The organism is Flavobacterium ajazii (assembly GCF_010614725.1).
GTDB lineage: Bacteria > Bacteroidota > Bacteroidia > Flavobacteriales > Flavobacteriaceae > Flavobacterium > Flavobacterium ajazii.
The window spans coordinates 262,645-276,776 of sequence record NZ_JAAEHL010000009.1; the positions used below are offsets into that span (position 1 = coordinate 262,645).

General features: G+C 37.3%; 9 protein-coding genes. 3 read left to right on the top strand and 6 right to left on the bottom strand.

The features are described 5' to 3' along the window. The first annotated feature begins 7 nt into the window (after nt 1-7). A complete protein-coding gene (dnaX, locus tag GWR14_RS17250) occupies nt 8-1,093 on the top strand; it encodes a DNA polymerase III subunit gamma/tau (RefSeq protein ID WP_163410318.1) in 1,086 nt (361 codons plus the stop codon). Between the two features lie 281 nt (nt 1,094-1,374). Beyond that, nucleotides 1,375-1,791 (top strand): DNA polymerase III subunit gamma/tau, encoded by a 417-nt coding sequence (locus tag GWR14_RS17255; protein ID WP_163410319.1) that lies wholly within the window; start codon nt 1,375-1,377, stop codon nt 1,789-1,791. A gap of 88 nt (nt 1,792-1,879) precedes the next feature. On the opposite strand, the gene GWR14_RS17260 is transcribed toward GWR14_RS17255, so the two are convergent. The 6 genes from GWR14_RS17260 to GWR14_RS17285 are packed head-to-tail and all read right to left on the bottom strand — an operon-like array spanning nt 1,880 to nt 7,184. Next, nucleotides 1,880-2,458, bottom strand: a complete 579-nt coding sequence (locus GWR14_RS17260; protein WP_163410320.1) for an NAD(P)H-dependent oxidoreductase — start codon at nt 2,456-2,458, stop codon at nt 1,880-1,882. Between the two features lie 36 nt (nt 2,459-2,494). Continuing rightward, complete coding sequence (locus GWR14_RS17265; protein ID WP_163410321.1) at nt 2,495-3,076, bottom strand: Crp/Fnr family transcriptional regulator; 582 nt, start codon at nt 3,074-3,076, stop codon at nt 2,495-2,497. Between the two features lie 11 nt (nt 3,077-3,087). Continuing rightward, nucleotides 3,088-3,669 carry a TMEM175 family protein gene (locus GWR14_RS17270; RefSeq protein WP_163410322.1) on the bottom strand — a complete coding sequence of 194 codons (582 nt, stop codon included), beginning with the start codon at nt 3,667-3,669 and terminating at the stop codon, nt 3,088-3,090. A gap of 14 nt (nt 3,670-3,683) precedes the next feature. Beyond that, nucleotides 3,684-4,574 (bottom strand): Ppx/GppA phosphatase family protein, encoded by an 891-nt coding sequence (locus GWR14_RS17275; protein ID WP_163410323.1) that lies wholly within the window; start codon nt 4,572-4,574, stop codon nt 3,684-3,686. A gap of 40 nt (nt 4,575-4,614) precedes the next feature. Continuing rightward, nucleotides 4,615-6,693, bottom strand: coding sequence for a polyphosphate kinase 1 (gene ppk1 / locus GWR14_RS17280; RefSeq protein ID WP_163410324.1), 2,079 nt, complete (start codon nt 6,691-6,693; stop codon nt 4,615-4,617). Between the two features lie 5 nt (nt 6,694-6,698). Beyond that, nucleotides 6,699-7,184: a SixA phosphatase family protein gene (locus GWR14_RS17285; RefSeq protein WP_163410325.1), complete on the bottom strand. Its 486-nt coding sequence runs from the start codon at nt 7,182-7,184 to the stop codon at nt 6,699-6,701. 581 nt (nt 7,185-7,765) lie between these two features. Between GWR14_RS17285 and GWR14_RS17290 the strand changes: the two genes are divergently transcribed. Beyond that, nucleotides 7,766-14,132: Ig-like domain-containing protein (locus GWR14_RS17290; protein WP_163410326.1), on the top strand; the 6,367-nt coding region annotated here is incomplete at its 3' end.

Genomic DNA, 14,132 nt, shown 5'->3' on the forward strand with positions numbered 1-14,132 from the left:
AAAGAGTATGGAACAATTTGTAGTATCGGCACGTAAATACCGCCCGCAGACCTTTAAGGATGTTGTGGGACAAAAAGCCATTACAAACACATTGCTAAATGCTATTGAAACCAATCACTTAGCCTCGGCTCTTTTGTTTACAGGACCGCGTGGAGTTGGAAAAACGACCTGTGCACGTATTTTGGCCCGTAAAATAAACCAGCCCGGATATGATGATCCTACTGAAGATTTTGCTTTTAACGTTTTCGAGTTAGATGCCGCTTCAAACAACTCGGTTGATGATATTCGAAGCCTGATTGATCAGGTTCGAATCCCGCCACAGACCGGACAATACAAAGTATATATCATTGACGAGGTTCATATGTTGTCTTCGGCAGCTTTTAATGCTTTTCTGAAGACATTAGAAGAACCACCAAAACACGCTATTTTTATTTTAGCAACAACAGAAAAACACAAAATCCTTCCAACGATTTTATCTCGTTGTCAGATTTTTGATTTCAAAAGAATTACGGTAAAAGACGCCAAAGAACATTTGGCTGATGTTGCCGAAAGTCAGGGAATCAGTTTTGAAGACGATGCACTGCACATTATTGCACAAAAAGCTGATGGTGCGATGCGTGATGCTTTGTCTATTTTTGACCGTGTGGTTTCTTACTGCGGAACTAATTTAACGCGTCAGGCCGTAACTGAAAACCTGAATGTTTTAGATTACGAAACCTATATTTCTATTACAGATTTACTTTTAGAGAATGAAATTCCAAAGCTTTTACTGGCTTATAACGACATACTTGCAAAAGGTTTTGACGGACATCATTTTATTGCCGGTCTGGCTTCTCATTTTAGAGATTTACTGGTAAGCAAAACGCCTTCGACTATTACTTTATTGGAAGTTGGAGAGCAGGCACAGCAAATGTACGGCGTTCAGTCACAAAAATGCTCTCAGGAATTTTTACTAAAAGGAATTGACATCGCCAACGATTGTGATTTAAAATATAAATTGAGTCAGAATCAACGACTTTTAGTTGAATTATGTCTGATGCAACTTGCCTCTATCAACTTTGATGGAGAAAAAAAAAAGCTGAGCAATTTATAATTCCGCCCGTTTACTTTAAAAACGGCGGGTATTCAATAGTTGAAGTTCCAAGTTCTAAATCTCAAATTCCAAATACTGAATCTGAAAATTCAACTACAAAATCCCAAATTCCAAACGCTGAAGAAAAAATCAATGTCAATCAAAATGACAATGACAATTCTAATATTGCTCCAATTTCTATAGCTTCCAAAGTTCAGACTCCTGAGGTTTCTGAAAAAGAAACAAGTAATACGCCTAAAGTCTCTGCTTTTTCTCTTGCCAGTATCCGCAAGAAAAAAGAATTGGAAGCTAGCAGTAAATCTTACGTAAAACCTACTTCTGTTTTTCTTACCGAAGAGTTTAACGAGACCGACATGCGTTTGCATTGGAATAAATATGCAGAACGTTTAGGTCAAAAAGGCCTTAAGATTATGGAATCAATTCTATTGATTAGTGATCCTGTTTTGAATGGCACAACAATTTCTTATGAACTTCCAAATGAAGGTTCTAAATTGGATTTTGAGGGACAAATGAATGGTTTATTAGGATATTTAAAAGGTCATTTACACAATCATGACATTACAATTGAAGTAATTGTAAACGAAGAAATTAAAACAGTAAGATCCCTTAACGATCAGGATCGATACAACCGTTTCTTAGAAATCAATCCAAATATTGAACTTCTGCGTTCCACATTTGGTTTGGAATTGAATGATTAAATTAAATTGTTGGGAAATTAAACTGGGCGAAGAGGATTTTAACTTGTAAGGGCTTCGACTCCGCTCAGCCTGACATTTATTCCCTTGATCATTTATTTTTTATTCCAAAAGCATATACTTTTTCAAGCCATTTTTTTCTTTGTTTTTCATCAGAGCCTTTTATAATTCCGATATAACTGACTTTTACAGGTTTTACACCGCAGAATTCTAAAGTAGATTTCTTTAACTGATTTACACTCGGCCTTCCAAAAAACAACCTGTAAAACCATCCGGGCTGATCTAAAGTTGTAATGATATGTGCTGTTTTTCCTTTTAAAAGTTTATCCCACCAAACTGAATTTTCGCGATATTGAAACGTCTTTCCCGGCAAAAATAAACGATCGATAAAACCTTTTGTAATTGCAGGAAGCCCTCCCCACCAAACGGGATGTACCCAAACCAGATGGTCTGCCCTTTTTATTTTATCCCAGGATTCCAGTAAATCCGGTTCTAATTCTATTCGTTTTTGGTAACCAAACGCCAGATTTGGATTGAAATTTAAAGATGCGATTGTAATCATCTCGACAGTTGCTCCTGAAGCAAGCGCTCCTTTTTGATATTCATTGGCAATGGCAAAATTAAAGCTGTCCGGATTTGGATGTCCATTTATAATCAGTATTTTTTTCATATTGGTCTTTTTGTCAAAAATACTATTTGGACTCGCTTATTTTACCAGACAAATGTCCTGAAAAACAGCTTTCCTAATCCGGCTTAAATGTCTTGGTGTGATTCCTAAATAAGAAGCTAAATACTGAAGCGGAATCAATTGCAGGTATTTTTGATGATTCTGATACAGTTCTTCGTAACGTTGGGTCGCAGATAATTTCTGAAACGAAACCATTCTTTTCTGCAGGTTTACAAACTCTAATTCAGTCAGTTTCCTTCCTGTTTCCTGCCAGTTAAATCCGGATTGATAAAGTCTTTCGAAAGCTTTACGGTCAAGGACTTGTAATTCGGTATCGGCCAAAGCCTGAATACTTTCTTCTGCTGTATCTTCTGTTATAAAACTGGCAAACGATGCCATGAATTCATTTTCAAAAGCAAAACAGTTCGTAATTTCGTCTCCTTTATGATTAACAAAAAAAGAACGCAGAATTCCTTTTTCAATAAAAACAATTTCGTTGCAAACCTGATTTTCTTTCAGTAAAAATTCGCCTTTTTTAAGTGTTCGAAATGTTATCAAATCGTCTAAAAGCATTAATTCTTCTGAAGAAAAATCCTGAATCGACTGAAAAACAGCTTTCATTTAAACTTCTGTTAATTTTTAGGAGCAAAAACCTTTTCAATTCTCTTATCCGGAATCAGCCATAACATTGCTACAATGAAATAAGCTGCACCGGAAATCCATTCGCTGTAAAATGAAGCTATAATTCCGATGATATATAAAACTACAGACGCTTTTCCTTTAGCATCTTTTTTTAAAGCTTTTCGCAACACAGAATCTTCGCCTTCACTGCACATTATTACATATTGTAAAATGAAGTACGAAATCGCCGAAAGCAATAAAACAATACCATAAAATGCCATAGAAGCTTTTCCAAAATTACTTTCTCCCATCCAGCCTGTTGAAACCGGAATTAAAGAAAGCCAAAAAAGCAAATGCAGATTACTCCAAAGTACCTTTCCGTTTACTTTAGACAAACCATGAAGCAGATAATGATGGTTGTTCCAGTAAATTCCAACATAAATAAAACTCAGAATATAGCTTAAAAACTTAGGAATAAGCGGTTTTAAATCTGCAAATTCATGTCCGTGAGGCACTTTAATTTCCAGTACCATAATAGTGATAATAATTGCTAAAACGCCATCACTGAAAGCTTCAAGTCTAGTTTTGTTCATCTATTAAATTCTAATTAAATTTTACCGTAATACATTGCTTTTACGATTCCGTCAGAAAGTCCTATTTTCGGCACATAAATCTGTCGGGCACCGCTCCATTTCATTGCGTTCAGGTAAATACGTGTTGCGTGTATAATTACGTCGGCACGGTCAGAGTTCAAACCTAATTCGGTAATTCTTTGCTCGTATGTAAGGGAGTTTAAAAAAGCATATTGCGAATTGACGTAAATGTACGAAAGCGGTTTTTCCTGCTGTTTTCCGGACATTTTAAATAATTTATTGATGTTTCCTCCCGAACCAATAAGTGTTACCTCTTCGTAATCTTTGGTATTGACTTTGATCCATTTTTCAATTTCATCCCAAACCACATCATGCACCATATTGTTCAGTAAACGAACCGTACCCGCTTTGAAAGATCTTGAATTCACCATTTTTCCGTTAGAAAATAAGGTAAATTCGGTGCTACCACCCCCGACGTCTACAAAAAGATACGTAAGATCAGTTTTAAGCAAATGATGTAAATCTGTCGAAGCAATAATGGCTGCTTCTTTTTTTCCATCAATAATTTCAATTTTGATGTCGGCTTTTTTCTTGATTAGCTCTACAACTTCCTTTGCATTGTATGCCTCACGCATTGCCGAAGTTGCAAAAGCCTTATATTTTTCTACTTTATGTACTTTCATTAAAAGATTGAATGCTTTCATGGCATCAACCATTCTGTCCGTGTTTTCTTCTGAAATCTCACCAACTGTAAAAGCGTCCTGCCCCAGACGAATTGGAACACGGACAAGTGAACTTTTATTAAACTGCGGTTCTTTACCCTCTTGTTCTACAACATTCGATATCAGCAGCCTCATGGCATTCGAACCGATATCTATTGCTGCATATTTTTTTATTTTAATCATGCTCACTTTATGATTTGAAATTTAAAATTTATGTAATTAATTAGTCTGTTTTCTGAACAATTTCTTCAGCTATTTCTATTTTATTCTGGTAGTATTTATAGGTTTCAAATTGTGCCCTGAAAGGTGCATGATGATTTCGCGGTTTATATTTATTGTCTAATTTATAAGAATGATACCTCACTTTTACATTCCCTTTCCAGGCAATATTAAAATTATCTATTAGCTCCTTTTTTATGGCATGATCGTAAATCGGACAAGTCACTTCCACCCTTCCGTCAAGGTTTCTGGTCATAAAATCGGCAGAAGAAATATATACTTCTGTCAGACCGGCATTTCCAAAAATATAAACTCTTGAATGTTCCAGATAATTATCAACGATACTGATTGCCTCAATATTTTCGCTCATGCCCGGAATTCCCGGAATCAATGAACAGATACCTCTTACCTGAAGCTGAATTTTCACTCCTGCATTGCTGGCTTCATATAACTTATCGATCATTTTAAAATCTGACAAGCTGTTCATTTTTAATTTTATATGTGTTTTTCTACCGGCAAGCGCATGTAAAATTTCACGATCAATTAATTTGATAAATTTGGTTCTTGTATAATGCGGAGATACAATTAAATGTTTGTAACGATGTACTCTGTAATTAATATCAAAGAATTCGAAAATTTTGGAAACATCTTTTAAAATTCCCTGATGACAGGTCAAAAGTGTTACATCTGTATAAATTTTTGCTGTTGATTCGTTAAAATTTCCGGTAGAAATGAATCCGTAACGACGAGTTTTACCTTCTTCAGCTCTTTCAATCACACATATTTTACTATGAACTTTCAAACCTTTAATTCCAAAAATAAGTTCGATTCCTTCTGTCTGCATTTGTTCTGCATAGGAAATATTCGAAGCTTCATCAAAACGAGCCTGAAGTTCAATCTGAACCACTACTCTTTTACCGTTTTTGGCGGCATTAATAAGCGAACTGATAATCTGCGAATTCTTTGCCAGACGATATAACGTAATTTTGATACTGGTAACTTTCGGATCTAAGGCAGCTTCACGTAAAAACTTTGTCAGATAGGAGAAAGACTGATATGGCGCATGTACCAGATAATCTTTTTTATTGATTTTTTCTAAAATACTTCCGTCTAAACTCAAGCCCAAAACCGGCAAAGGTTCATTTGGTTTATACAATAAATCGTAACGTCCTAAATTTGGAAAACTCATATAATCACGGCGGTTGTGGTATCTTCCGCCCGGAATTATACTGTCTGTTTCTTCAATTTTCATTTTTTCCAAAAAGAACTGTAAGGTATCTTCTTCAATCAAATTATCATAAATAAAACGAACAGGTTCTCCAATACGGCGTTCTTTTACAGAAGATGCGATTTTTTCGAGCATACTTTTACTCAAATCGCTGTCAATATCTAATTGAGCATCACGTGTAATTTTGATCATGTGTGCCGAAACACTTTTAAAATCAAATATATTGAAGATGTTTTTTAGTTTTAAACGAATAACATCATCAATTAAGATTACATATTGTTTATCGTCTTCTGAAGGAAGAACAACAAACCTGTTGATATTTTTAGGGATTTCAATTAAAGCATACCGAACTTCATCATTTGCTAATTCTAACCGAACCGCCAAATAGCCTAAAGTATCTTTAAGAACCGGAAAAACTGCCAGATCATTCAGAATGATGGTTACCAGTTCGGGACTCAGCTTTTGCATATAAAAGTCCTTTAAGAAACATTCCTGCTTTGGAGTAATTTGGGTTTCGTTTATAATAAAAATATTTTCAGCTTCAAGTTCAGCTTCAATATTACCGAGAATACGTAAACTTTCAGACTGCTGCTGAATCACGATTTCTGTAATATCTTTAATTAACTGATGTGCGGACATACCGCCTAAATATTTTTCGGCCGAAATACCCGAAAGGCTCAATCGCCGGATTGCAGCATATCGAACTCTGAAAAACTCATCTAAGTTGTTTGAAAAAATTCCGACAAAACGCAGTCTGTCTAAAAGCGGAACCGTATTATCACCGGCTTCCTGAAGTACTCTCGCATTAAACGCTAACCAGCTTTTTTCTCTGTCGATATATTTCTGTTCGTGCACGTTATTTATTTTAAATCTTTGGGGAATATTGTTTTATGGGTTTTGCCTTTATCTATCGTATCCCAGCTTTCTGAATCAAATTGCAGTGATACAAAACCGGAAGTTGGAACATTATCAATAAAAACATCCCCAAATTTATTAACAAAATTTGTAATAGCCTCGTTATGTCCGAAAAGAATAACGCTTTCTAAACTATTATCACATGATTTAATAACTTTTTCAAGATGTCTTTCATCGAATGTGTAAAGCTCATCTTTGAATAAAATACTTTCTAATGGATACGATAAATTCTGTGCAAAAATAATAGCTGTTTCAGTTGCCCTTGCGGCAGTACTGCTCCAGATTGTATAGGTTTTAGGGAGAAATTTTGAAATCGCTCCTGAAACATTATGAGCATCTAAAATCCCTCTTTTCATCAAAGGTCTGTCAAAATCCTTTAATGGGGCTTCCCAACTTGATTTTGCATGTCGTATTAAAATTAAATTTTTCATAGAAAGATATTTTTAAATGATAAATACCAACAGAAGTACAATCCTAATTTACAAAAGAAATTTCAATAGACTATTGTTTTTTTATTCTGTTAACATTTTTACTAAATTCTTAACAGTAATGAAAGAATTAAACTAAAAATAAATTTAGGAAAAAGTGCTTTTCATCTGTCAAAATTATCACTTCATCGATATTATTTAGCGGCATAATAAAAATATACAACTAACTGATTTATAGTAACTTATAATTATTTTTAAAATTTAAAAAATAGTTCAAAAGTCTACAAAATGCACTTTTAGACTTGTTATAATTCTATTAAAAAAATCATTTTGAGAGAATTATTTAACAAAAAAAACGCATTTAAACGATTTTTCAGGTTAGTTACAGATAAAAAAAACATAATTAAATCAATCTATATAATTTTGATTCATAGATTTTCTGTTAAAAATTTGAAATAATCGCAATACTACATTATTCCAAATCGCTAGATCTAAAATGTCTTTTAACTGAATAACCCCAAAAATTCATTTTAAGACAAGAAGTCCAAAAACATTTTAATCCTAACTTAATAAAATTAGAGATTATGGAAATCATTACTTATTTTTTTAAAAATATTAATATTAAAGGCGTTTTGACAGCGTTGCTTTTTTTAATATTTATTACAAATGGCTATTCTCAAAATACATTTGATGGAGATTATTGCCCGGGTCCGAGTACAGTTGGTGATGAATATGCAACTGGCACTGTTTATAGCAAAGTATTATTAGCTAGTCCTTCTTCAACGTGTCAAATTGGAACGATTCACGCTAAAGTTGACACTCAAAATCAAGTATTGAGATTAGGTATGGACATTGGTAATGGTGGTTCAGCACTTTTTAGGTTGTACTTAGACACCAATAATGACCCTTTAACCGGATTAACATCAGACTCATTTGGAGGTACCATTAGTGTAGCTGGTGCTGAATATATCTTAGAGATTAATTCTAACGGAAATGGTTTTACTTTATATACAGGAAATGGAAATGTTAAAACTCAAACTAACGTTATCCCTCCAGGTCTTGCTGCGCAGTCTGGTAACGCAAATTGTAATTCCGGTGCTACCTTTTTAGAGTTTAATATTCCTTTTGGAAGTTTGGGAATTAATATTTGTGATCCAAATAACCCTGGTATAATCAATGTTACAAAATTAGCATCGGTTAGCGGTAATTCTCCTAATTCAAGTCCGTGTATTAATACCCCGCTTACTTTTGGAATTCCTCTAAAAGGAACTGTTGGACCAAGCACGACTATTTGTTCAGGGGCTAGCAGCGCCTTAACAATAACCGGTCTCACTGCTAATTCTACTGTAATTAAGTGGCAATCATCTGTTGCTCCATTTTCTGCTTGGGTAGATATCCCTAATACTGCAGGTTTAACAGCATATAATACAGGTAATTTAACAGAAACCACATTATTCAGAGCAATATTTTCTAATTCAGGTTTATGCTCTGGAAATGCTATTGCTACAAGTGAAGCAACCGTAACGGTTAATGTTCCTGTTGGTTGTTCCATTACTGGTACTTCTGGTCCTGTATGTTTATCTTCTTCTAATATTTATACGGCTCCGGCAAATATGACTACTTATGCGTGGTCTTTGCCTTCAGGAACTGCAAATGGTGCTACAATCACATCTGCTTCTAATGCACAAAGCGTAACTGTTTTAGCTGGCTCTACTTGTAATACAACGTTTAAATTATTATTAACGACTACTTTAAATGGATGCAGTTCTACTTGTGAAAAAATAGTTACTGTTAACGATACAACGGCACCAATCTGGACAACGACTGCAAATGCTTTGAATGTGACTTTACAATGTAGTGACCTTTCCGGTTTGGCAACTGCTCAGGCAGCAGCACCAATTGCTACCGATAACTGTGGTGGAACTGTAACCTATACCAAAACAAGTGGAAGCTTTGTTGCAGGTTCTTGTGTAAACTCCGGAACTTATACTAACACCTGGGTAGCTAAAGATGTTTGTTTGAATACTTCAACTACTTTCACTCAGGTTATTACCATTCAGGATACAACCGTACCAATGTGGACAACTGCTGCAGCTTCTCTAAATGTGACTTTGCAGTGTAGTGACCTTTCCGGTTTGGCAACAGCTCAGGCAGCAGCACCAATAGCTACCGATAATTGCGGAGGAACTGTAACCTATACCAAAACAAGCGGAAGCTTTACAGCAGGCTCTTGTATCAACTCCGGAACTTATACTAATACATGGGTTGCCAAAGATGTTTGCAACAACTCATCAACTACTTTCACTCAGGTTATTACAATTCAGGACACTACTGCGCCAATATGGACAACTGCTGCAGCTTCTTTAGATGTAACTTTACAGTGTAGCGATCTTTCAGGTTTGGCAACTGCTCAGGCAGCAGCGCCAATCGCTACCGATAATTGTGGAGGAACTGTAACCTATACCAAAACAAGCGGAAGCTTTACAGCAGGCTCTTGTGTAAACTCCGGAACTTACACTAATACATGGGTGGCTAAAGATGTTTGCAACAACTCATCAACTACTTTCACTCAGATAATTACAATTCAGGATACTACTGCGCCAATGTGGACAACTGCTGCAGCTTCTTTAGATGTAACTTTGCAGTGTAGCGACCTTTCAGGTTTGGCAACGGCTCAGGCAGCAGCGCCAATCGCTACCGATAATTGTGGTGGAACTGTGACTTATACCAAAACAAGCGGAAGCTTTACAGCTGGTTCTTGTATCAACTCCGGAACTTACACTAACACCTGGGTTGCCAAAGATGTTTGCAACAACTCATCAACTACTTTCACTCAGGTAATTACCATTCAGGATACAACCGCGCCAATGTGGACAACTGCGGCAGCTTCTCTAAATGTGACTTTACAGTGTAGCGATCTTTCCGGCTTGGCAACTGCTCAGGCAGCAGCACCAATCGCTACCGATAACTGTGGAGGAACTGTAACTTATACCAAAACAAGCGGAAGCTTTACAGCAGGCTCTTGTATCAACTCCGGAACTTATACTAATACATGGGTTGCCAAAGATGTTTGCAACAACTCATCAACTACTTTCACTCAGGTTATTACAATTCAGGATACAACCGCACCAATGTGGACAACTGCTGCAGCTTCTTTAGATGTAACTTTGCAGTGTAGCGACCTTTCAGGTTTGGCAACGGCTCAGGCAGCAGCACCAATAGCTACCGATAATTGCGGAGGAACTGTAACCTATACCAAAACAAGCGGAAGCTTTACAGCAGGCTCTTGTATCAACTCCGGAACTTATACTAATACATGGGTTGCCAAAGATGTTTGCAACAACTCATCAACTACTTTCACTCAGGTTATTACAATTCAGGATACAACCGCACCAATGTGGACAACTGCTGCAGCTTCTTTAGATGTGACTTTACAGTGTAGTGATCTTTCAGGCTTAGCAACGGCTCAGGCAGCAGCACCAATAGCTACCGATAATTGCGGAGGAACTGTAACCTATACCAAAACAAGCGGAAGCTTTACAGCAGGCTCTTGTATCAACTCCGGAACTTATACTAATACATGGGTTGCCAAAGATGTTTGCAACAACTCATCAACTACTTTCACTCAGGTTATTACAATTCAGGACACTACTGCGCCAATATGGACAACTGCTGCAGCTTCTTTAGATGTAACTTTACAGTGTAGCGATCTTTCAGGTTTGGCAACTGCTCAGGCAGCAGCGCCAATCGCTACCGATAATTGTGGAGGAACTGTAAACTATACCAAAACAAGCGGAAGCTTTACAGCTGGTTCTTGTATCAACTCCGGAATTTACACTAATACATGGGTAGCTAAAGATGTTTGTAACAACTCATCAACTACTTTCACACAGACTATCACTATTCAGGATACAACCGCTCCAACATGGACAACTGCTGCAGCTTCTTTAGATGTCACTTTGCAGTGTAGTGACCTTTCCGGCTTGGCAACGGCTCAGGCAGCAGCGCCAGTCGCTACCGATAATTGTGGTGGAACTGTGACTTATACCAAAACAAGCGGAAGCTTCGTAGCTGGTTCTTGTATCAACTCCGGAACTTACACTAATACATGGGTAGCTAAAGATGTTTGTAATAATTCATCAACTACTTTCACTCAGGTAATTACCATTCAGGATACAACCGCGCCAATGTGGACAACTGCGGCAGCTTATTTAGATGTGACTTTGCAGTGTAACGATCTTTCTGGTTTGGCAACTGCTCAGGCAGCAGCACCAGTCGCTACCGATAACTGTGGTGGAACTGTAACCTATACCAAAACAAGCGGAAGCTTTGTTGCAGGTTCTTGTATCAACTCCGGAACTTACACTAACACCTGGGTAGCTAAAGATGTTTGCAACAACTCATCAACTACTTTCACTCAGGTTATTACAATTCAGGATACAACCGCACCAATGTGGACAACTGCTGCAGCTTCTTTAGATGTGACTTTGCAGTGTAGTGATCTTTCAGGTTTGGCAACTGCTCAGGCAGCTGCGCCAATCGCTACCGATAACTGTGGTGGAACTGTAACCTATACCAAAACAAGTGGAAGCTTTGTTGCGGGTTCTTGTGTAAACTCCGGAACTTATACTAATACATGGGTTGCAAAAGATGTTTGTCTAAATACCTCAACAACATTTACTCAAACCATCACTATTCAGGATACTACTGCGCCAATGTGGACAACTGTAACAAATTCTTTGAATGTTACCCTTCAATGTAGTGATACTGAAGGTTTGATTAATGCTCAGGCTATGGCTCCAATCGCTACTGATAACTGTGATGGAACAGTAACTTACACCAAAACAAGTGGAACATTACAAAGAGGAAGCTGTGGAAGTACAGGAACATATACAAATACATGGGAAGCTAAGGATGTTTGCCAAAATACTTCAACTGTTTTCACACAGGTAATCACCATTGAAGATAATGCGGCACCAACATGGATCACACAGCCAGGTACTCTAAATGTTACTTTACAATGCAGCGACACAGGAGGATTACAAGCTGCTCAAAACCAGGCACCAACTGCAACTGCAAATTGTACAATTGTTACTTATACTAAAACCAGTGGTGATTTTACTGCCTCTCAGGGCTGTGCCAATGCAGGAACTTATACTAATAGCTGGATTGCAAAAGATGATTGCGGAAATGTTACGGATAGTTTTATACAAGTAATTACTATCGAAGACACCACGGCACCAACATGGGCTACTGAAATGAATTCTTTAAACATGACTTTACAATGCAGCGACACAGCTGGTTTGACTCTAGCTCAGGCTTTATTCCCAACAGCTTCTGACTTATGTGATACCGATGTTTCAAACATTGTAAAAGTAAGCGGACAGTTTATGGCTTCTGAAGGTTGTGGAAACTCAGGAACTTACACCAACACATGGACTGTAAAAGACGACTGTGGTAATACTTCTGATACTTTCACGCAAGTAATCACTATCGAAGATACTACAGCGCCTACATGGGCTACTGAAATGAATTCTTTAAACATGACTTTACAATGCAGCGACACAGCAGGATTAGCTTTAGCTCAGGCTTTATTCCCAACAGCTTCTGACTTATGTGATACCGATGTTTCAAACATTGTAAAAGTAAGCGGACAGTTTATGGCTTCTGAAGGTTGTGGAAACTCAGGAACTTACACCAACACATGGACTGTAAAAGACGACTGTGGTAATACTTCTGATACTTTCACGCAAGTGATAACAATCGAAGATACCACTGCACCAACTTGGGCTACTGAAATGAATTCTTTAAACATGACTTTACAATGCAGCGACACAGCAGGATTAGCTTTAGCTCAAGCTTTATTTCCAACAGCATCTGACTTATGTGATACTGATGTTTCAAACATTGTAAAAGCAAGTGGTCTGTTTATGGCTTCTGAAGGTTGTGGAAACTCAGGAACTTATACCAATACCTGGACTGTTAAAGACGATTGTGGCAATACTTCTGATACTTTCACGCAAGTGATAACAATCGAAGATACCACTGCACCAACTTGGGCTACTGAAATGAGTTCTTTGAATGTAACTCTACAATGCAGTGATCTTTCAGGATTAGAAAACGCTCAGACAATGTTCCCTGTGGCTTCAGATCTTTGTGATACTGATGTTTCTAATATCGTAAAAGTAAGTGGTCAGTTTATGGCTTCTGAAGGTTGTGGAAACTCCGGAACTTATACCAATACATGGACAATAAAAGACGATTGTGGAAATACTTCTGATACTTTCACTCAAATAATTACTATCGAAGACACCACCGCTCCTACATGGGCAACTGAAATGAGTTCTTTGAATGTAACTCTACAATGCAGTGATCTTTCAGGTTTGGAAAATGCTCAGGCAATGTTCCCAACAGCTTCTGACTTATGTGATACTGATGTTTCTAATATCGTAAAAGTAAGCGGTCAGTTTATGGCTTCTGAAGGTTGTGGAAATTCCGGAACTTACACCAACACCTGGACTGTAAAAGACGACTGTGAAAATACTTCTGATACTTTCACGCAAGTAATTACTATCGAAGACACCACTGCTCCTACATGGGCAACTGAAATGGGTTCTTTGAATGTAACGCTACAATGCAGCGATCTTTCAGGATTAGAAAACGCTCAGGCAATGTTCCCAACAGCATCTGACTTATGTGATACAAATGTTTCAAACATTGTAAAAGTAAGTGGACAGTTTATGGCTTCTGAAGGTTGTGGAAATGCAGGAACTTACACCAACACCTGGACTGTAAAAGACGACTGTGGAAATACTTCTGATATTTTCACGCAAGTGATTACTATTGAAGATACTATAGCGCCTACATGGGCTAGTGAAATGGGTTCTTTGAACATGACTTTACAATGCAGCGACACAGCAGGATTAGCCTTAGCTCAGGCTTTATTCCCTA

Bases quoted from the DNA above. Each gene is read 5' to 3' on its own strand.
- GWR14_RS17265 (WP_163410321.1), bottom strand. From the start codon at position 3,076: ATGAAAGCTGTTTTTCAGTCGATTCAGGATTTTTCTTCAGAAGAATTA.
- GWR14_RS17270 (WP_163410322.1), bottom strand. From the start codon at position 3,669: ATGAACAAAACTAGACTTGAAGCTTTCAGTGATGGCGTTTTAGCAATT.
- dnaX (WP_163410318.1), top strand. From the start codon at position 8: ATGGAACAATTTGTAGTATCGGCACGTAAATACCGCCCGCAGACCTTT.
- GWR14_RS17275 (WP_163410323.1), bottom strand. From the start codon at position 4,574: ATGATTAAAATAAAAAAATATGCAGCAATAGATATCGGTTCGAATGCC.
- GWR14_RS17285 (WP_163410325.1), bottom strand. From the start codon at position 7,184: ATGAAAAATTTAATTTTAATACGACATGCAAAATCAAGTTGGGAAGCC.
- GWR14_RS17260 (WP_163410320.1), bottom strand. From the start codon at position 2,458: ATGAAAAAAATACTGATTATAAATGGACATCCAAATCCGGACAGCTTT.